19 protein-coding genes are annotated in these 20,282 nt (G+C 54.5%); 9 read left to right on the forward strand and 10 right to left on the reverse strand.

Annotated features, from left to right (window positions below; all coding sequences use genetic code 11):
- The 4 genes from ACMTNU_RS17835 to ACMTNU_RS17850 form a co-directional block, all read right to left on the reverse strand.
- Positions 1-264, reverse strand: a 264-nt coding sequence (locus ACMTNU_RS17835; RefSeq protein ID WP_413936649.1) for a carboxyltransferase domain-containing protein, incomplete at its 3' end; no start/stop codon positions are given.
- Between the two features lie 17 nt (positions 265-281).
- Positions 282-1,940: a flavin monoamine oxidase family protein gene (locus ACMTNU_RS17840; protein WP_413936650.1), complete on the reverse strand. Its 1,659-nt coding sequence runs from the start codon at positions 1,938-1,940 to the stop codon at positions 282-284.
- 255 nt (positions 1,941-2,195) lie between these two features.
- A complete protein-coding gene (locus ACMTNU_RS17845; protein WP_413936651.1) occupies positions 2,196-2,651 on the reverse strand; it encodes a bactofilin family protein in 456 nt (151 codons plus the stop codon).
- A gap of 112 nt (positions 2,652-2,763) precedes the next feature.
- Complete coding sequence (locus tag ACMTNU_RS17850) at positions 2,764-3,033, reverse strand: hypothetical protein (protein WP_413936652.1); 270 nt, start codon at positions 3,031-3,033, stop codon at positions 2,764-2,766.
- 119 nt (positions 3,034-3,152) lie between these two features.
- Between ACMTNU_RS17850 and ACMTNU_RS17855 the strand changes: the two genes are divergently transcribed.
- A complete protein-coding gene (locus ACMTNU_RS17855) occupies positions 3,153-3,542 on the forward strand; it encodes a DUF423 domain-containing protein (protein WP_413936653.1) in 390 nt (129 codons plus the stop codon).
- 188 nt (positions 3,543-3,730) lie between these two features.
- Here the strand turns inward: ACMTNU_RS17855 and ACMTNU_RS17860 are convergent, their stop codons facing one another.
- Entirely contained in the window at positions 3,731-4,723 is a 993-nt protein-coding gene (locus ACMTNU_RS17860; protein ID WP_413936654.1) for a hypothetical protein, read from the reverse strand.
- Positions 4,720-5,520 (reverse strand): dienelactone hydrolase family protein, encoded by an 801-nt coding sequence (locus tag ACMTNU_RS17865; RefSeq protein ID WP_413936655.1) that lies wholly within the window; start codon positions 5,518-5,520, stop codon positions 4,720-4,722. The genes ACMTNU_RS17860 and ACMTNU_RS17865 overlap by 4 nt, the downstream gene beginning before the upstream one ends.
- Before the next feature lie 124 nt (positions 5,521-5,644).
- Here ACMTNU_RS17865 and ACMTNU_RS17870 point away from each other — a divergent pair, with 124 nt between their 5' ends.
- Positions 5,645-6,634, forward strand: a complete 990-nt coding sequence (locus ACMTNU_RS17870; protein WP_413936656.1) for a Gfo/Idh/MocA family protein — start codon at positions 5,645-5,647, stop codon at positions 6,632-6,634.
- An 80-nt stretch (positions 6,635-6,714) separates the two neighbouring features.
- Here ACMTNU_RS17870 and ACMTNU_RS17875 read toward each other — a convergent pair whose 3' ends face one another.
- Positions 6,715-6,951, reverse strand: coding sequence for an Lrp/AsnC family transcriptional regulator (locus ACMTNU_RS17875; RefSeq protein ID WP_413936657.1), 237 nt, complete (start codon positions 6,949-6,951; stop codon positions 6,715-6,717).
- A 148-nt stretch (positions 6,952-7,099) separates the two neighbouring features.
- Entirely contained in the window at positions 7,100-7,537 is a 438-nt protein-coding gene (locus tag ACMTNU_RS17880) for a hypothetical protein (RefSeq protein ID WP_413936658.1), read from the reverse strand.
- A gap of 435 nt (positions 7,538-7,972) precedes the next feature.
- Here ACMTNU_RS17880 and ACMTNU_RS17885 point away from each other — a divergent pair, with 435 nt between their 5' ends.
- The 3 genes from ACMTNU_RS17885 to ACMTNU_RS17895 all read left to right on the forward strand — a co-directional run bounded on the left by ACMTNU_RS17885 (position 7,973) and on the right by ACMTNU_RS17895 (position 10,528).
- On the forward strand, positions 7,973-9,502 hold the full coding sequence (locus tag ACMTNU_RS17885) for a YifB family Mg chelatase-like AAA ATPase (protein ID WP_413936659.1): 1,530 nt from the start codon (positions 7,973-7,975) through the stop codon (positions 9,500-9,502).
- 7 nt (positions 9,503-9,509) lie between these two features.
- Positions 9,510-9,722, forward strand: a complete 213-nt coding sequence (locus tag ACMTNU_RS17890) for a hypothetical protein (RefSeq protein WP_413936660.1) — start codon at positions 9,510-9,512, stop codon at positions 9,720-9,722.
- A 380-nt stretch (positions 9,723-10,102) separates the two neighbouring features.
- Complete coding sequence (locus ACMTNU_RS17895) at positions 10,103-10,528, forward strand: hypothetical protein (protein ID WP_413936661.1); 426 nt, start codon at positions 10,103-10,105, stop codon at positions 10,526-10,528.
- On the opposite strand, the gene clpB is transcribed toward ACMTNU_RS17895, so the two are convergent.
- Positions 10,518-13,136 carry an ATP-dependent chaperone ClpB gene (gene clpB, locus ACMTNU_RS17900; protein WP_413936662.1) on the reverse strand — a complete coding sequence of 873 codons (2,619 nt, stop codon included), beginning with the start codon at positions 13,134-13,136 and terminating at the stop codon, positions 10,518-10,520. The genes ACMTNU_RS17895 and clpB overlap by 11 nt on opposite strands.
- 155 nt (positions 13,137-13,291) lie before the next feature.
- Between clpB and ACMTNU_RS17905 the strand changes: the two genes are divergently transcribed.
- From ACMTNU_RS17905 to ACMTNU_RS17920, 4 genes are all read left to right on the forward strand, one after another.
- Positions 13,292-14,125: a hypothetical protein gene (locus tag ACMTNU_RS17905; protein ID WP_413936663.1), complete on the forward strand. Its 834-nt coding sequence runs from the start codon at positions 13,292-13,294 to the stop codon at positions 14,123-14,125.
- 161 nt (positions 14,126-14,286) lie between these two features.
- Positions 14,287-15,774: an ATP-binding protein gene (locus ACMTNU_RS17910; protein ID WP_413936664.1), complete on the forward strand. Its 1,488-nt coding sequence runs from the start codon at positions 14,287-14,289 to the stop codon at positions 15,772-15,774.
- The gene (locus tag ACMTNU_RS17915; RefSeq protein ID WP_413936665.1) at positions 15,771-16,544 is read left to right on the forward strand and encodes a hypothetical protein; all 774 of its coding nucleotides are present in this window, start codon (positions 15,771-15,773) and stop codon (positions 16,542-16,544) included. Before ACMTNU_RS17910 ends, ACMTNU_RS17915 begins: the two co-directional genes overlap by 4 nt.
- Before the next feature lie 23 nt (positions 16,545-16,567).
- Entirely contained in the window at positions 16,568-18,001 is a 1,434-nt protein-coding gene (locus ACMTNU_RS17920) for a sigma-54-dependent transcriptional regulator (RefSeq protein ID WP_413936666.1), read from the forward strand.
- 273 nt (positions 18,002-18,274) lie between these two features.
- Here the strand turns inward: ACMTNU_RS17920 and ACMTNU_RS17925 are convergent, their stop codons facing one another.
- Positions 18,275-19,900 carry a BACON domain-containing protein gene (locus tag ACMTNU_RS17925; protein WP_413936667.1) on the reverse strand — a complete coding sequence of 542 codons (1,626 nt, stop codon included), beginning with the start codon at positions 19,898-19,900 and terminating at the stop codon, positions 18,275-18,277.
- Between the last annotated feature and the right edge of the window lie 382 nt (positions 19,901-20,282).

Consider the following 20,282-nt stretch of genomic DNA (forward strand, 5'->3'; position numbering starts at 1 on the left):
CTTGAGTCTCTTGGCCAACGTGGCTGAGTCCCATTGGAGCGGATCAAAGTGAACGGTGACCGATCGATAGGTGGGGACGATGTCGTGGATACCTTGCCAATGTTGGTCGAAGACCGTTGTTGCGAATGCCACGACTCGGGAGTTGATTTCCGAGTTAATCTTGTTTCCGAACTCAATGGTGAGAGCTGCGTCGCCGAGCGGCAGGATGCGAAATATTGCGTTCGAAGCTCGATGCGTCCGTGTTGGAGGATTGGCTGAAGGCATGGGAGAACGAATCTACGTCAACGAGTGTTGGCCCTGGCCAGAATGGATTGTGCTGCCGCAATGCCTGAGAGTGCGGCGCCTTCCATGAAGCCCTGCCATTCATAGAACGAGTTGGTGTGTTCTCCGGCAAACAAGAGATTGCCGACTGGAAGGCCTTCCAAACCTGCCATCGTTGTGAATTGGCCCGGACGGTAACAGGTATAGCTGCCTTTCATCAGAGGGTTCGACGGCCAATGTTCGAGATGCGCGCGGTACTGTCCCTCTCTATCCTTGGACGCAGCTCCAAGTGTCCCGGGGTAGATTCGATTCAAATCCTGTAAGAACTGCGCGACTTCTGTTTGGACTGCACCGGGGTCCAGTCCGGCCCCGCGGGGTCCGCTTGAATAATCGGTGAGAATTCCGCGGTTGTCTGATCCCAAGGTTGGGTTGGTTTCCCATGTTGTTTGGATGTGTGAGTACTCGGCTGAGTGATTTGCATAGGCATAGGTGGTTCCGTTTCCTCCTAATATCCGCCAGGGTCGGCTTAAAAAACCGATCATCATCTTGGCGTTGGTGCCGTATCCGAGTTCGCGAACCGCCTTTAGTTGATCGGCGGGGATTGCAAGATTGGGATGAAGCTCAACCTCACGGAGGGTTGTGAAGGGGACGGCCAGTACCACGGCGTCATGCCTGACAACGGGAGCCTGCTGGAATGCCAGTTCGATTCGCCCATCGCTTAATTTGCCGACCGCCGTGAGTCTCCGGTTATACGTAATTTGTCCGGAAAGATCACCGGCCAGCCCGTCAATAATGCGCTCGTTGCCGTCTACAAGATGGTACCGTTCGTCGCTGAAGACGCCGAAGGGGGTGAATTTGGAACGGCGATCAGCATGAATAAATAAGAGGAAATTCAGACAGCTCTGTTCCGCAGCCCCTAATCCATATTCTGCCTCATAGGCGGCGATGATGGCGGCCTTAGCGACTCGTCCGGCCGGGACGCCTACCCCGTTGTATCCTTCCAGATACGCCAGCAGACTTCTGTGGTCGAAGATCACATCCTCCGGGGTATGGGAGGTCGCCGTGACTTCTTGTGACAGCCGGTTCAAGTCGATCCGCATCACTGAGATGAAATCTCGAAATTCCGCCACAACCGCCGCTTCTGAGTACCGCTCTCCATTGTAGTAGTAAAAGACCTCTCCAAATCCTTTGTTCACGTCTTCGAGGTCCAGACGAAATCGTTTAGCGTAGCCCAGCATCGTCTTATGGAGATTGTCGATGAGCTCGCCGCCGCGTTCGGCCACTTGGCCCGGAAAGTAACCGTGCAATGACCAGCAGCGGCCACCTGCGCGATTTGCCGCTTCGTAGACGGTGGCTCGAATACCACGGTTCTTGAGCATATCGGCGCAAGCCAATCCGGCGAGTCCCGCGCCGACGATTCCCACGGAGAGTGAGGACGGGGATGGCTTGGCGGCCGTCGCACGTGGAGGAAGTCCCGTCATCGTTGCCATAGCTAGTGTGGCGCCCGTTGCTCCGGCTCCGAGTAGAAACTGGCGACGCGAGATCGACTGTGATGTGCTTCGTGACCTCAATTCTTGGATCGCTCCAAGCGCATCACGAGCAGAGCACTGCCGGCGTTCAGCCAGGAATGCGGCGGTCATCAAGCGAACCAATGAACGGAACGATGCAGTTCGAGCCATTGGGCCATCTCCGGGTCGGACAACGACGAGGGTTGTTATTTTACAGAAATGAGATGCGATGCGGAAGGAGGAGAGCAAAGGGAACAGGACATCAGCCGTCCGCTTGCACAGCACAGGGCTGCAACTGACATCAACAGAACGAGATAGGCGGTACAACAAGGAGGCAGTGGTGGGAAGGAGCTTACCAGGCGGGACCTGTTGGTGCGATCATGGAGGAACTCGCAGTTGGTTCTGCGATCCTCACGGCAACAGGTGTCAGCTCTCTCGCTCGCTCTCGATCAATACCGGGCGGGAGAGAGTCAGCCTTTGAGGCGGTTCGGTCAGGACCAGAGGCGTCTGTTGGAGCTCATCTGCTACCGGGTGAGAGCCCATGTCGATCGATCCTTTAAAAAAGGCACCCTCTTCCATTGAGAACGACGGCGCAGAAATGTCACCAAGGACAACGGCTGGCTTGAGCAGTTGGATTTTGCTGGTCGCGGTCACGTTGCCATGGATCTTTCCTCTGGTCACGATGGTTTCGGCGACAATGGTCCCTCGGATCGTGGCATTCTCACCGATCACCAACATCCCTTTTGCATGGATTTCACCCTCGATCGAGCTGTCGAGCTGAACCGTACTGTGAAAGTGGACGATGCCCTTGAACGTGACGTCCTTTCCCAGCACGGTGAAATGTCCGTTGTCGGAATCGCCTTCTCTTTTTTTGTCCCACATGATGAGCACTCTTTCGCAGTGAGTTCAAAAACTAGGTAGTAACCATACAGGAGTCAGCAGCAAGAATCAAAGGCTGATTTGAGGGGCGTACGGCTTAAGAATGAGAGGAAGCCTACCTTTTACCGGATGGTGGATCTTGAGGTTTGGCCTTTTCTGAATTACTTCCTGTAACGGATTTAATCGTCTTGCCAATTGCCGGTCCGATTTTGGGGATCTCTTTTTCGATGTTCTGTGCGGCGCTCCGTAGTCCTCGTGTGAGATCGTCGACGGTGAGACCTTTTCGTTGCTCAACCTGTTGTGAGTCGGCTGCTTCGGCCAAGGTTGCAGTCGAGAGGCCCATGCTGAGCCACAGAAGCCATCCGGTGATCCATCGGCGCTGCATAGCCTAATTCTATCAGATGAAAACACGGCGTCTCGGTTTTACGTCGATGGCGTATTCTCCTGGGATCGCGTATGATCGCGCATGAGAGTCATGGGCATATATCTGAGGAGTAATCTACGATGGATGTCGATGTCGCAGCTCGCCGGTTGGTGGCAATCGGTGCTCTTAGTGCAGGACTGGGCGTCGCAGCCGGCGCCTTTGGGGCGCATACCTTAAAAGATATATTGGATCAGCATCTGCTGGACGTCTATGAGAAAGCAACCCGCTATCAGATGTATCATGCATTCGGCATGGTCTTGAGCGGACTCGCCGTACAGCTCTGGCGCGATGCCGGAGCGGCCAAAGCTGGGTGGTTGTTCTTGGGCGGGACCCTGCTGTTTTCCGGCAGTTTGTATGGGGTTTCGCTCTTAGGGGTTCGATGGTTGGGAGCCGTGACGCCGATTGGAGGCGTCCTCTTTATCATCGGATGGGGCATCCTGGGATGGCGAGCCTGGCATGTGACCTCCTAACCCGCAGGATTCATGAATGCGTCTCCTGCAATCAGGTAATTGCCGATACACTACGGCGACAATATTCGTTGCTCGTCGTTCGTGAAGCGTGAAGCGCCTTAGTCCGGGACGAGATACCCCTCACGTGCGACGTTTCACGAGAGTGTGATCCACGTGGTTGCGCCACAACCAGCCCGGGGTCGTGCAGGCTACGGTTTACAGGGAGCGAGACGTTTCCCGCTGATGGGACCCCATCCGCCGGTATTGTCCACAAAAGACCCTTCGATCTTCTGATCGTCTTTGATAAACAGCAGACTGTCTTCTTGAATGTGCCCGTTCTGTTCCCAGCGCAAGTAAATGGTATCGCCGAGAATGATGCTTTCGGCCGGCGTAGCTGCATTGGCTGAAGCGCGTCCCGGTGGGGAGAAGATGATGGTGGATTTCTGCTCTCCATGGATTTGGTGATTATGAATGATCCACTGCCAGGTTCCGCAGAGGCGTGAGTGGCCTTTGGTTTGTCTAATCCGATCCTTCCAGCCATGGATCTTCCACCAGGCTGTGATGGCCAGGTGACTCGCCTCAAATGCCGTCCGTTCCGCCGCCAAGCGCAAGCCGACGTGTGGTGGTTGCGTTGTTCCCTGGGCCGTCTGAGCGTCTCGCGCTTCCTTGGTCAGCCGGAGCAGGTCGGAGAGTGATGTCGTCTGGTTTCCGGCCCGCAACCAGTCTTGTCGTGTTGCAGAAAGTGAAAGGATGGAAGTAGACGGTCCTGTCTCCTGACGAAGGGCGTTGGCCATCTGCCAGGTCCCCAGGGCTTTCATCAGTTCAGCGACAGACTGGGACAATTCTGGCACATCGAGTTCCTTGACCATTTTGCCGGGGAGTCTGGCCCCCAAGGCTCCGGCCGCATCTTTCAGCCCAAGGGCAGGTCCGACCGATGTCGTAAATAACCGCAATGCGCCCTCGTCTGATTCGAGGAGCGTGAGCTGGTCGGCTTGCTGCATGACCGCGTCGGCCAACAACTGCGGAGGTGCTTGTTCCCCTGCCATGGTTACCGAAGGGAGAAGGAGCAGACCCAACAGGATGAGGAGGACGTCGGTCTTGTTTCGGCGGTGTTCGCGATCATATTGACGCGGATTCAGCTCGTTTGCCATATCGATGAGTGTGTGTGGAGAATCGTCAAAGAGAGAGCGGCACTGACTCATGTTCCTTGGAAACAGGACTTCAGAAAGCTTGCCGTACGTTCCCAGGCGAGGGATGCACTGTCGGCGTCGTAGGCACTTGGTTTCATCTCGTTGCAGAATGCCTGTGAGGCGTTGGGGTAGCACTGGATGTCAATCCGCTTGGCATACGCTGCAGAGGCGCTCCGTAGTTGTTCGATCTCGTCCTGTGTGGCCCAGGTGTCTTTTCCCGCCTGATGATAGAGAACCGGGGAAAAGAGATTTTTCATCATCTCGTTTGGCGTCACCATCTTGCCATAATATGAGACGGCGGCGCGCAAGCGTTTCCGGTGGCAGGCGAACCGCAACGCATAGGTCCCGCCCATTCCGTATCCGACGACCCCATGAATGTTCTTCTTGGCCGTTGTGCGGGTATTGAGGTATTCACAACAGGAATTGATGTCTGTGATGACCTGGTCGTCGTTCTGCCGTTCCAGCAGTGCGGCCGCCACCTCATCGTTGGCGGTCACCATGCCGCCCAATCGACCGTAGAGATTCGGGATAATCACCATGTAGCCTTCACAGGCCAGGCGAGCTCCCAGGTCCTTCATCTGGCCGGTCAGTCCCCACCAATCATGTAAGAGGACAAGCCCCGGATACGTTCCTGCTTGTTGCGGCCAAAAGAGCAGGCAATCGACTTGGTGCTCCTTCGGCATTCTGCTCTTGAAATAAGGGTCCACCATCTGGTCGCTATGAGTGGGGATCGGCACGCCACTGGGGAACCGGGCCGTTCCTGTTCCGATCTGTTCGAGTGAAAAGGGAGTGACTGGTGCTGTAGGCATGGTTGAGGTTCTGCTACCGGAGCGCGGTTGTGCCGGACATGACGTTACTATATGAAGCCGGTTGCGGGAATGTCAATTGACTGCCTGATGACGTGGCTCTACAGTAACCATGGTGCGACGTATCATGAACAGAGACCGCATTGGAGTGGGATTGATCGGGGTCGGCCGGCACGGAGCTCGGTATGCCCAACATCTTGTTCATGACCTCCCGCTGGCTTCTCTCCAGGCCGTGTGCCGACGACATCCGGAACAGGGGTTTCAGCTCCCTGGTGCCGAGTCAGTCACGGTGTACGGTGAGGCCCAGGCGCTCATCGCTGATCCGTCGGTCGACGCGATTGTGGTTGTGACTCCCCCTCTTTACTCACTGGAGATCTGCCGACTCGCGGTGCAGGCCCGCAAACCGCTGTTGGTCGAGAAGCCGCTGGCGACAACAGCCACTGATGCCCGGACAATGGTGACGCTGGCTTACGATGCCGGTATTCCGTTGATGACCGCCCAGACCCTTCGCTTCGACAAGACGATCCAGCACATGAAGTGCTTCCAATCCTCTCTGGGGCGTTCCCTGGAGCTCGACGCAGTCTTTCAGATCGAGATCCGGAAGACGGCTCCAGACCATGTTGCGGGCTATGGGAAGCGAGGGGCTTTGCTGGAGATCGGTGTGCACATGCTTGATCTGGTTCGGTTCCTGACTGGTGAAGAGGTCCAAGCCGTGCGCTGCACGATGGATCACATCCCGCCGATTGCGCCGGAACGAATGGCTTCAATTCATCTTACCACCACCGGGGGAACGATCTGTCGCATAGAAATCACCCGAGTTGTGGATGCGCGTGCGGGACGAGCCCTCTGGGTTGGTTCACAGGGACGGGTAGAGGCCGACTGGATGCGTCGCCGAATCTGCGTTGAAATGAGTTCCGGTGAAAAGACAGCCGATATCGACATCCCTCCATCCCTGACCGTTCTCGATACCCTCTCAGCGTTCCTTCAGGCGGTCGAAGACGGCACACCCATGCCTATCACGGGAGAAGACGGATGTCGAGCCGTGGAGATTGCTGAGGCCTGTTACCAGTCGGCCCAACTCGGTGGCGCTCTTGTCAGCGTTGATCGTGAAGCGTGAAACGTATCTCGCCTCTGAGTTCGGACACTTCACACTTCGCGCACGACGCTTCACGAGATACACTCGTGTCGTGACGTGGGTTAAGATTCTGCGACGATGTGGGTATCCGTTTCCTCGATACCATCGATCGAATGGATTTTCGTAATCACCACGTCGGAGAGTGCGCGCTCGTCCTGGACGCTGATAAAGACAAAAATATCCGGGCGGCCGAAGCAGGAGTGAGCCTGTTCAACACCCGGTATGCGCTTCAGTGCGCCGACCACGTCCTTCGTTTTTCCGGCTTTGACCTTGATGAGAATGTACGCTTTCGTTGCCATCTGATTCTCCTTTATTGAGGTTGCGATATCCATAGGCTGTCCGTGTGTGTTGCTTGGTTAGAAGGGTGTCGTGTTTCAAGTTTCAGGTTTCACGTTCTTTGATGAAGCGATAACAAGAAACCAGAAACATGGAACTAGAAACGGGGCGCTAACGTGCCGCGCCCGGCATGGTGCTCCGATGATGGGTATAGACCTCGTCAAAGACCAATCCTTGTGCCGTGAGAGCCGATCGGCCGTCGCGCACGAGTTGCATGAATTTCCGAAAATCATCCAGCGACAGGTTGAACTGTCTGAGCCCTGCGGTTAATTGTTCCCGTTCGTCGAGTTGGGCTTTCACATCGGCATCCGCGAGTGCTTCCAATATGTCTGCTGTCCACCCGTTTGTACGAAACTGTTGGAGGCCAGTTGCGGCTTGTTCACCATGTTTGTCGGCCAAGGCCCGTCGGGCGAATTCCTGAATCGAAGCATCCGTTCCCTTAGCAAAGACGGATTGCAGCTGGATGACGGTCTGGATGACGCGATCGGCTTCGCGTGTACCCTCTGGCGGTAGGACCGCAGCCTGCTGGAGGGTGGCCAGTACCGCCATGGCTGATCCAACATACGGGGATGTCTGCTTGGTGTTTTGCCGCGGAGTGCCGGTGGTTCCATCAGTGGCGAAGACAGAACCATGATGTGCCGGAAGTATGATCAGCCAGAGTGCGAAACTAAAGCCCAGGATCTGACGGGAGTATGCATAGCATGGTGGGCTGTCCACCCTAACCGATTGCTCTTGAGACGGCCAGCGGCGCATGGGCGAATTATACAGAGCCGGTCGATGCGGTGCTAGCCTACATTCTCCGCGTGAATCGTCGTACGTGAAGCGTATCTCGTTTTGGATTAACGTGCCTCAGGCTTCACGAACATCGAACGACGGGCATCGTCTGCAGCGGCGTATCGGCAGGGGTTCTATTGAAACCCTTAGAGAGACTTCCTATAATGAACACATTTTGGCTGCGGCTCAGATAGGGAAAGGCGTGGAGTTATGCTTGCCAGGGTTACGAGCGCGGCGCTGGTCGGTCTTGACGCCCATCTCGTCGATGTCGAAGTCGATATCTCCGGTGGGCTCCCCCAATTTTCTGTCGTTGGGTTGCCGGATGCCACGGTGAAGGAAAGCCGAGACCGTGTGCGATCCGCACTCAAAAATACCGGATTTCATTTCCCTGCCAAACGCATCACCGTCAATCTTGCCCCTGCCGGGGTCAAAAAAGAAGGGTCAGGGCTCGATCTCGCGATTGCACTCGGCATTCTTGTTGCGGAAGAGGTGATCCCGCAGTCGATGCTGGATCATTCGGTTGTGGTCGGTGAATTATCGTTGGACGGCCGTGTGAAGCCCATTACGGGAGCTCTGTCTTTCGCGCTGACCTGCCGAACCGGTTACGATTTGTTGCTCCCAGCTGACAATGGGGCTGAAGCGGCATTGGTCAAGGGCGTCCGTGCCTATCCCGTCCACACCCTTCCCGAAGCCGTGGAGTTTCTGAAAGGGAATCAGGCTCTTGTTCCAAGCGAGTCGCGCCAGGATGTCTTGGGGGCGGTCAGCACAATGGAAGACGAGGACTATGCCGATGTTCGTGGGCAGGACCATGCCAAGCGAGCGCTCGAGGTGGCAGCGGCAGGGGGACACAATGTGTTGATGGTTGGTCCTCCTGGATCAGGAAAAACCATGTTGGCGCGCCGCTTGCCGTCCATCCTGCCGTTGTTGGAATTGGATGAGGCGATTGAAACGACCAGAGTCCACAGTGTGGCGGGATTGCTTACTCCGGAACGGCCGTTGCTGGCCGTTCGGCCGTTTCGGTCCCCGCATCACAGTATCTCGGACGCGGGGCTGGTCGGAGGAGGGACCATCCCTAAGCCTGGGGAAGTCTCGCTCGCGCATAACGGGGTATTATTTTTGGACGAATCCCTTGAATTCAAACGAGGTGCGCTCGAAGGGTTGCGGCAACCATTGGAAGATGGGTATGTCGTTCTGACAAGAGCCAGTGGGACGCTCAAGTATCCGGCGCAGTTCATGCTGATCGCGGCGATGAATCCCTGTCCTTGTGGGTACTATGGAGATCGCACTCGGTCTTGTATCTGTTCCGGTATCCAGATCCGCCGATATCGTGCGAAACTCTCCGGGCCCTTGTTGGATCGACTGGACATCCATCTGGATGTTCCACCGGTGCCGGTTCGAGAACTGCGCACGGAACTGCCTGCATCGGAAGGCTCGGCGGTGATCCGATCGCGTGTCGTGACGGCGCGCGATCGACAGCGACGGCGGTATCGAGCGGAGGGGATCTATACAAATGCGCAGTTGAAGCCACGGCTCGTAAAACGGTATTGTGGACTAGAGCAACCCGCTCAAGAGTTGCTTGAGCAGGCGATGGCGAGGCTTCGACTTTCCGCGCGGGCCCATGGGCGTATCCTACGAGTCGCGCGGACGATCGCAGATCTGGCCGACTCCGAGAGGATCGAGACCGTGCATATCGCAGAGGCCATTCAGTATCGTTCGTTTGACCGTAACCCCGACGTGTGAGGCTTTCGTGGCATCGGTAAAAGTGTTTGTCTGGTGGTTTGTCGTGGGTGCCACGATGGCGTTGTCCGTCATCATGGTGCAAGGAGGCGTCAGAGAAGTCATGCAGGCCCAAGGGTCTGTCTGGGAGTTGAAGCTGGTGGAGCTGCTGACGACGGTGATGGGCGGAGGGTTATTGGGCGGCTGTATCGCGCTGATCCTCGATCGAATTAAGAAATCGTAAGTGCAGATGATTTGTGGCTTGCCTTCACGTTGTAGTTCTGAATGTTGGACTGCTCATCACATAGTGGAACTTCCCCCTGTTTGAAGCAGACTATCCTTAGGCTATCTGTAGAACGCTCTCTATTTGCATGGGAATAATCATCCCCTTGGGACGTTTGGTCAGCCATCTGTCCGGGGGACGGGGCTCTGGCATGAGGACGAGCGGGTAGGCAACGAATGATGTATTCAGATTTGACGTTCAACGGATCTATGAGGGATCAGCAGCACTGCTGGTAGCGACGATTGCAAAAATGTGGAACTTAGAGATAAAAGGGACATGGCTCCGAGCATGGGGGCAAGCACTTAAAACCTGGATGTATCATCCCAACTCTATCGAGGATTATGGACATCGAAATTGGTTCGAATCTCTATAAGAATTTTAACGGGACGATCGAGGTCGAGGGGATACCACAAATTCAAGTGGCTCGCCATCCCTCGACTGGCGCGTTGCTGGTCAACTTTGCGCTCTTCGACTTAAACGGCCGGATGTTGGCCAAGATGGTGGATAGCACACTGATGTTTAACGAGCGGCGCGCTTATGAGGTCACAAAGACGGACAAACGCATTCTGATGAAGGAGGCGGATTCGGGAAAAGTCGTCCTCCAGCTTGACGTGAAGGACGCTCAGGGCATCTCATTGGCTCAGGGCGAGTTTCATACGATGAAAGGCCATCTCCTGCAAGTCACGGCGACGGCCTGGAAGATCGAGAAACAGCACAAGAGCGGGCAGACACACGACAGTCAAGGAGGCGTGGTGTCTATTGGCTAGAAACTGAAGTCGCCTCCCCCTCCACAATTGGGGTCACCAGCAAGGCCCCATTCTTCATATCGACCGAAGCGGTATTTCCATCCCGCAACTCTCCCTTGACCAACAACCTGGCGATCGGCGTTTCCAGCTCCTGTTGAATGAGCCGCTTCAACGGTCGTGCTCCGTACACCGGATCGTAGCCGCGTTCGCCTAAATGTTTCAGCGCGGACGGCGTGATAGCCAGCGGGATCCGACGTTCCGTGAGTCTGTTGCGGAGCCGCTCCAGCTGGATTTCCACAATCTTGATCAAGTGTTCGGTTCCGAGCGGATGGAATACGACGAGTTCATCGACTCGGTTCAAGAACTCCGGGCGGAAATGTTGCCGCAGTTCCCCCAGGACAACTGTCCTGACTTGCTCGTAGGATGCGCCACGTTGCTGAGCTTCAAGGATGTGTGGACTGCCGATATTCGAGGTCATGATCAGGACAGTGTTTTTGAAATCGACCGTACGGCCTTGCGAATCGGTCAGTCGTCCATCATCGAGTACCTGCAGTAACACGTTGAACACATCGTGATGCGCCTTTTCGATCTCGTCGAAGAGAATGACCGAAAAAGGGCGCCGTCGAACGGCTTCGGTGAGTTGCCCCCCTTCTTCGTAGCCGATGTACCCGGGAGGTGCGCCAATCAAGCGGGCGACGGTGTGTTTTTCCATATATTCAGACATGTCGATTCTGACAAGGTTTCCTTCGTCATCGAACAGAATTGCGGCGAGCGCTCGGGCCAGTTCGGTTTTGCCGACCCCGGTTGGGCCAAGGAAGAGAAATGAACCGATCGGACGATTGGGGTCTTTGATGCCGGATCGTGCGCGAAGTACCGCGTCTGCCACGGCTCGGACCCCTTCTTCCTGGCCGACGACTCGTTGGTGTAGGAGGTCCTCAAGTTTCAAGAGTTTGTCGGTTTCGCCTTCGAGCAACCGCGAGACCGGAACACCGGTCCAGCGGCTGACCACGGCGGCAATCTCATCTTCGTCGACTTCTTCCTTCAGCAACCGAGCCGTATCCTGTTTTTTGTCCAAGTGCTGCTGCTCCAGTGCCAATTCCCGTTCAAGCTTGGGGAGCTCCCCATAACGGAGTTCGGCTACACGGTTAAGGTCATAGGCTCGCTCGGCTTGCTCGATTTTCTGCTTCATCTCCTCGATCGCCTCGCGGGTCTTGCGCAGTCGTGATACGGAGGTTTTCTCTGATTCCCATCTGGTTTTCAGCGCCTGCAGGTCACGTTGTTTTTCGGTGAGTTCAGATTCCAGGGTGCTGAGTCGGGCGGCGCTTGCCGCGTCCTTCTCTTTCTTCAATGCCTCGCGCTCAATTTCCAGCTGGAGCACCTTGCGTGACACTTCATCCAGCTCAGCCGGTAGGCTGTCGATCTCAGTCCGAAGCCGTGCGGCGGCCTCGTCGACTAGGTCAATGGCTTTGTCTGGAAGAAACCGATCGGCGATATAACGATGGGACAGTTTCGCTGCAGCTACCAGTGCACTGTCTTTGATGCGCACCCCATGGTGGACTTCGTAGCGTTCCTTGAGGCCGCGTAGTATGGAAATGGTGTTCTCCACTGAGGGCTGATCCACCAACACCGTTTGGAAACGGCGTTCCAAGGCGGCGTCTTTTTCAATGTGTTTTCGGTATTCGTCCAGCGTCGTGGCACCGATCAGGTGCAACTCGCCCCGTGCCAGCATCGGCTTCAACAGGTTTGCGGCGTCCATTGCCCCTTCGGCTGCTCCGGCTCCGACAACCGTGTGCAATTCGTCGATGAAGAGGAGAATCTGGCCTTGAGACGATTGGATCTCTTTCAGGACGGCTTTGAGCCGTTCCTCAAATTCACCGCGAAATTTGGCGCCGGCGACAAGGGAACCCATATCCAGGGCAAAGAGTTTCTTGTGTTTGAGGCTTTCGGGGACATCGCCTTTCACGATGCGAATCGCCAGTCCTTCAACAATCGCGGTTTTCCCGACACCTGGTTCCCCGATGAGCACCGGGTTATTCTTCGTCCGGCGTGAGAGGATCTGGATCACACGCCTGATTTCATCATCGCGTCCGATGACGGGATCGAGTTTGCCCTGTCCGGCCAGTTGGGTTAACTCTCGACCGTATTTCACCAGTGACTGGTACGTGCTTTCAGGATCCTGGCTGGTGACCCGTTGGTTTCCACGCACCTGCTGTAATCCCGCCAAGAGACGGTCTCTTGTAATGCCCAGCTTCTTGAATATTCCCCCTTCCTGCACCATGGCAAGGAGGACATGCTCGACGCTCAAGAAATCGTCCTTCAGCGACTTCTGCTCCTCCTCCGCACGATTGAGAACGTGGGTGAGGCGGTTGGCAATGTGAACCTGACCCGGAGCTGCTCCTGAACCTTGAACTTGAGGGAACTTTGCCAAGGCTTGTTCGACGGCTTGCCGCACGGCAGGCAGCGCGAGGCCGGCACCTTCGAGTAAGGCCGGAGTAGTCCCGCCCTCCTGTTCAAGGAGCGCTAAGAGGACATGTTCTACCTCAATGCCTTGATGACTTCTCCGCTGGGCGTGCCCCGAGGCGGACTGCAGGGCCTCCTGCAACTTGACCGTCATTCGATTCATGTCCATGGTGATCCACCTCTAAAATGGTGATATTCATCCTCGCTCTGATAAACAGTGATAATCATTTGGCTGGATAAGTCAACCAGCTAGGTTCGTTCTTAATGCGCCAGCGTGACTAGTGCTTGACCTCTCGCCCGATCCCGACTAGGGTACGCATCAGCATGAGCAATCTCGCTTCGGCTACGGTTCAACTCTATCGACATGTTTTGCAGGCGACATGGCGTTCGCTGACCAAAAGTTGGATATCAATGGTGGCGCTCATTCTCTTTGGGTTGCTGTTTTTGGGTATTGCAAAGATCGCTGCTCCGTTGGGGATGGCCGGTGGTTTTTTACTCGGTATCGTGAATGCCCTCCTGGTGGGATCCACACTCCGGTTGATCGAACAGTCGCTGAGCGCGTCACGAACTCTTGGGTTCAAGGACGTAACGGAAAGCTTCGGGTATTACTTTTGGGACGTGATCGGTGTTGGTTTTGTATTATGGTTGCCGACGCTCTTGCTCGATATGGGTTTGCAAGCCAATCCGGCGTATGGTCAATTTCTTCTCTCCGCATTTCTGCTCTTGGTCTTCATCCTGTTGAACCCAGCACCGGAGGTGATTTATCAGGTGCGACACGACTCAACGCTTGAGGTATTCAAGACATCCTATGAATTTGTGATGGAACATTGGGTCGAATGGTTTCTCCCCTTCGTCCTGTTCATCTTGCCGGTGGTGCTTTCTCCGAGTGGGCTGCAGGAATTTTTTTCGTTGTCCGGTCGTGCTGGTCGAGGAGCAGGGCTCGACTTCCTTCAAATTCTGATGCTGCCACTGACTGCCATCGGAGGATGGCTGTCTTACCTTGGGCTTGATTCGGAGGGGCAGGAGATTGTGCTTCTCCTTCTCACCCCACCGGTCGCAATGGCCATCTTGTTGTTCCGTGGCCATCTTTTCGCATCGCTTCACGGGTCATCCAGGAGACAACGGCTCTTTTCTCACCAATTCAATACTAGACAGTAACCGTCTGGGACAGATTTTCTCGGAACAATCGGGTCGGTCCGAGCCATGGCTATCTCCAAAATAGGGGCGTGCCCTTGTGGTCGGAAGCTGAAATAGTGTATGGAATGCCCTACACCTGAGTTCTGCCCATCTATGATTTAGTCCGAGCGAGGCGCGGACTCATGCGACTTTCAATATTTTCGAGACTGGTTTTGACCTCCCTGGTCATTATTGCTGTGATGGGGGGAGTGAATCTTTACGCACTGTTTCAACTTCGACAGTTGACGGCCATGAGTACCCAAATGGCCTCGTATCATTACCCCGCCGTTGAATCCGCCAAAAGACTCTTAGGGTCGCTGTATGCCCAACAGAATAGTGAAAAGAAGTTTCTTGCCACGAAAGATCCCACATTCCGGACCAACTTGACTGAAGAAGTTGAAGAGTTTCAGCGGGTGCTTCACCTGTTGCGAGGACAGGAAAGTTCCACTCGTGGCTTGACGCTTCTGCAAGAGACGGGTGAGTTGTTGAAAGAACGATCACGATTATTTGACAGTACCGTTCAAGCGGCAACTCAAGCGGCAACAAGGTCGACCTATCCTGCGACCTTAGACTACGAAAGCAGGCGCGATAGTCTCACAGACCGCATGTCTTTTACGTTGCAGAATTATATCGATCTTCATGAGGCTCGAGTCAGTGTCGGGGTGACCGAATCGCGTGCAAGTGCCGCCCAAGCCGAGGCTGTAACGGAGCAGCTTGTTCTTGTGGCGTTGATGTTCGGATTGGGATTGGCTGGATTGGCAAGCTATACGATTCTGCGTCCTCTCCGAGAGCTGCAAGGACATATTAAACAGATCGGACAGGGGAATTTTGGGGCATCCCTCACAATCAAGGCTCCGGCCGAGCTCCGTGAGTTGGTCGATTCCGTGAACTGGATGGGCCAGAAGCTTCAAGAAATCGACGAGATGAAAACGGATTTTCTCGCGCATGTGTCTCATGAATTGCGAACACCCATGGCATCAATTCAGGAGGGGACCAACCTTTTGCTTGACGAGATACCTGGGCCGCTGATGCCTGAGCAACGCATGACGCTTCGGATCATGGCGGACAGCAGCAAACGGCTGATGCATCTCATCGCCACGATTCTCGATTTGTCGAAAATGGAAGCCGGAATGATGGAGTATCGGTTTGTCCCGGTTGATCTCCAGCGGATTGTAGACATATCCATCAATAAGATTCGGTTGCTTGCTGATTCCAAGCATGTCCAATTGGTTTTGGAGCATGCTGGACAGCGGGCTTGGGTCAAGGCGGATGCGTCTCGGCTGGAACAGGTCTTGGACAATCTTTTGTCCAATGCGCTGAAGTTCAGCCCCGAAGGGGGCGTGGTGAAGGTGTATCTGAAGCCAGATCTGCAGGCCGGTGTACTTGAGGTCTCAGTCTCAGACACGGGGCCTGGTATTGCATCAGAGGACTTACCACATATCTTTGAGCGTTTTTACCAGGGCCGTACCAAGGTCAAGCAGACTGCAGGAAGTGGGTTAGGGTTGGCATTGGTCAAGAATGTTGTCGAAGCGCATGGAGGACGAATCTGGATCGAGAGTGAGAGGGGCAAGGGGGCAACTGTACGGTTTATCCTACGGTTGACGAAGTCGGAAGGGAAAGGGGAACCGTGAAAACGAAGACATTTCTTATGACAATTAGTTACTGCGCGCTGCCTTTTTTTCTAGCCGCATGTGCAGCGTGGACGACGTCCGCCCCTATCTCTCGCCCCTATTTTGTGACTGATCCAGAAGAAGCTGCTAGTTTTCAATCGCTTGCAAAGAAACAAGAGGATTTAGTCTCACGATGTGTCCAATCACGCTCTTGCGATCAGGTGTATTTTACGCTTGGACTTCTTGGGCTCTATGAAAGTCGCGAAGTTGCAGCGAAATACTTTGAAAAAGTTCTGGCCGTGACTCCAACAGGACCGGTCGCAAGGACGAGTAAAGCCTGGCTGCAAGCCATCCAGAAACCCGTTGTTTCTGGGAAGAAGGGATGGCCGGAATCCGTCCTGACTGCTCCTGCGATCGCGGACGCGCATACATCATTAGCGATGGTGACGGATCGTCTGGTTCGGAACTTGCTTGATGAGCAGGTGATGATCCAACAATTCCATGCCTCAAAGGATGATGAGTCGGAGGCGATGGAGGCGTTGCAGCGGGAGTTGGCGGAGCGCGACCGCAGAATAGAGACGCTCCTCTCCAAGAAAGATTCGACCAAGGGATCGGTAGATCCAGTCGCGCTGCAAAAACAATTGGCGGAACGAGATAAGAAGATTGAAGAGCTGTCTTCTCAACTTGAGGCGCTGAAGCGAATCGATCAAGAGATGCGAGAAAAGGTTCGTCCGATCCGTCCCCCGCTGACGCCGGTTCCTATCCCAGGCTCAGAAACGACACCCCAATAGAAAGCCAGAAAGATAAGGTAATCATGGAATCAAAAGATATGGAGCGAGAAAACATTCTTGTCATTGATGATGACGAGGGATTGTTGCATTTGTTGAAAATGCGGTTGTCTGCGATGGGATTTTCCGTTACAGCCCGTACCACGGGACAGGAGGCGGTTGAAGCAACGAAACAAACGACGTTTGATTTGGCGATTACTGATCTCCGCCTGCGAAATGAAAATGGGTTGGATGTGACCGAAGCGCTGCTGCAAAACCAACCGGGACTTCCGGTCATCATTTTAACGGCCCATGGCAGTATCCCCAACGCTGTGGAAGCGATGCAGCGCGGGGCGTTCGGGTATCTGACAAAACCGTTTGATGATAAAGAGCTCAAGGAGACGATCGATAAAGCGCTCTCTCAACGGCGGATGAGTCGTGAGATTGATCGACTCAAATCGTTAGTCAAGGAGCTATATGGGCTGGAGAATGTGGTGGCGCGAAGTTCGGCAATGCAACAGCTCTTTCAGCAAATTGGTCAGGTTGCTGAATCAGATGCGACGATCCTGCTCTTTGGGGAGACTGGTACCGGTAAGGAGGTCATGGCGCGCGTCATTCATGCGAACAGTCGCCGTAGCAAAGGTGCGTTCGTGGCGCTTAACTGTGCTGCCATTCCGGAAACACTGTTTGAGAGTGAGCTGTTTGGGCACGTGAAGGGTGCCTTTACGAGCGCCCATGGTGCAAAGCGAGGGCTCTTTCAAATGGCCCATGGCGGGACGCTCTTTCTTGATGAAATCGGGGAAATGCCGCTTTCAATGCAGGTGAAGTTGTTACGCGCCGTCCAGGAACGGGAGATCAGAGAGGTTGGGTCGGAGACGTCTGTTAAGGTCGATGTGCGCATTCTTGCAGCGACGAATAAAGATCTCAGTGAGGCAGTGAAGAACGGGACGTTCCGTAATGACCTCTACTATAGAATTTCGGTGGTTCCTCTCTTCATTCCCCCATTGCGTGAGCGGCGAGATGATATCCCGTTGCTCGCGCAGTATTTCCTTCAGCAGAGCATGAAGCGATCCAATAAGGATATCAAAGGGCTTACGCCTGCTGCGCTTCATCGCTTGATGATCAACCCATGGCCTGGTAATGTGCGTGAGTTGGAAAATGCGGTCGAGAAAGCAGTGGTGATGTCGCAGCAAGAAATGTTGACACCAGATTTGTTTCCGGCAGTCAGTGCGTCGGCTGAGTCACCACTCAAGCCGCTTACAGAGGCGAAGGAAGAGTTCGAACGCACCTACCTGAAGAATGTGCTGCATTTGACGGGTGGCAATATCTCACGTGCAGCTCAATTTGCGGGGCGATATAGGGCCGACTTCTATAAGATGCTTAGGAAGTATGGACTCCATCCGTCAACCACGAAGGGAAGGTCCGACGCAGAGGTTGATGAGTTGGAAGGCGAGGAGCATTTGACGGAAGCGGAACGATAAGAATATACGGCTGAAAAAGCTCGGTGGCAATGGAGTTCTGAGTAGAAGCCGTTTCAATAGTAAGAGGAGTATTGTGCTTTGGTCAACCAACGTTCAAGCCTCCTGCATAGGCAGGGGAAACATGAATTTTCTGCACACACCACCGAACTGCCCAAGGGCTTGATGCCTTCTGAATCGGTTGCAAGCTTGTGAGTGATAGTACTGGTTTGTCTTATTGCGAGCGATAGGGCGGTCTCGATGAAGCCCGCCCCATGCCATGTGCTCTATTAGGCGTCAGTAGACACTCTTGCTCACCTCGTTTGAATACCCACTTTCATTTCCCGCGATATCAAAGGCCGTCACGACAAAGAAGTAAGTTTTCCCGAATTGGAGGCCTGTCGCTTGGTAGCTTGTTACATTGCCACGAAGCATCGTGATGACATTTCCTTGATCATATTTCCCCGAGATTGTTGAACGGTAGACCTTGTATCCCGCGAGATCTGTTTCGCTATTAGCTTTCCATGTCAATGTTGCGGATGAACTCGACGGAGCATTGAGTGTCAGCGTGATCGTTACGGTCTTGATGACGGTTCCACTGGTCACTGTAACTGTCGCCTGGTTCTCCCCCTGAATTGCCTTTGAGGTGTCCACGTTGGCGGTGATGGTTCCATTGGCAGAGCCAGAAGTCTGACTGAGCGAAAGCCATGTGGCGGTCTTTGTTGCCGTCCAGGATCCATTGGACTGCACGGCGATGGTCTTGCTCGCTGGGTTGGCCAACCCTTGAGTTGCCGTAAAGGCAAGGCTATTTGATGAGAGGGTCAAGGAACCAGGTGAGAGCGTCAGCGTCACGCCGACAGTTCTTGTCGTGTTTCCTGCCGTCACGGAAATGGTAGCAGTATTGGTCTGGGTTGAAACATTTCCGAGGTCAACGCTCGCGATAATTGTCCCGTTGCCAGAACCGGAGGTCGTGCTCAGCTTAAGCCAGGCGGCGTTGACGCTGGCCGTCCAGTTGCTATTTGCTGTGACGTTGACAGATTGGTTGGTCGGATTGGAGCCGCCTGACACGCCTGTATAGGTCAGTGATGATGGGCTTAGTGTGATCGATGTCGGCGCCGGCGTTACGCTGAAGGTGACGGGGATTGCAACGGGTTGCGCACCAGGTGCACTGAGCGTGATGGTGCCGGTGTGGGTGCCGACGCCGAGGGAGCCCAGGACGGGGCTGATGGTGACAGTGCCATTCCCGGTGCCAGTCGTCGATGAGAGGGTTAGCCAGGCGGCATTGTCACTCGCGGTCCAGCTGAGCGTGCCGCCGCCAGTATTGCGGATGTTCAGTAGTTGGGGAGCCGGGTTACTTCCACTCTGTTGAGCGGTAAACGACACACTAGTGGAGCTCACGCCAATAGCTGGAGGGACAGGTGCCGGCGTTACGCTGAAGGTGACGGGGATTGCAACGGGTTGCGCACCAGGTGCACTGAGCGTGATGGTGCCGGTGTGGGTGCCGACGCCGAGGGAGCCCAGGACGGGGCTGATGGTGACAGTGCCATTCCCGGTGCCTGAGCTAGGGCTTAGGGTTAACCAAGATGTACTCGTTGTAGCATTCCAGTTCAATATTCCCCCACCTCGGTTGCTGACGGTCAGCACTTGTGGCGGAGGTGGTGAATTGCCCTGCTGACTACTAAACGAGAAGCCAAGGGAGTTTAGTGCGATAGCAGGTGTTGGAGTGGGTGGTGTGGTAAGCCGTCTCAATGTCGGCATTCGAGACATCAGTCTCGAATGGGGTGTCGGAGATGCTGTGGTGATAGGGGGATCACCGGTTGCCGCAAAGGCACTAGTGGTTGGTACATTCATCGGTTCGAATAGACTAGAAACCATACAGAATCCAATGGGGAACAACAACAATTGCCGAATAGTCTGGCGCATTGATTGGATCCTCCTTACGAGTCAATCGTGAAGCGAACGATTCACGATGAGGCTGGATCTAGAGCAAATCAAGTGCCGTGCTGAACGGGCAAATCAGTTCAGTCGGGTTGCTATGTGTATTTGGAGAATTTTCAGGTATTTGGAGAAAAAGAGCAGGTCATGCTGTGTGCAGCGAATCTAGGTATTGTTCACGGGGAACAGGGAGAGCGCAGTTCTCACGATTGTACAAATAATAAAATAGTTCATATATCAGTTGTAACAGATTGTTATTATTGATGATTGAATTAAGAGTTAGTAATCATCTTATTCAGATCGTATTGATATATTAGGTAATTAGGGCGTTTCGTAACCATGAGGTAAGCTGGAGGCCTTATGGTTACAG

The organism is Nitrospira sp. BLG_1, from assembly GCF_047338595.1.
GTDB lineage: Bacteria > Nitrospirota > Nitrospiria > Nitrospirales > Nitrospiraceae > Nitrospira_D.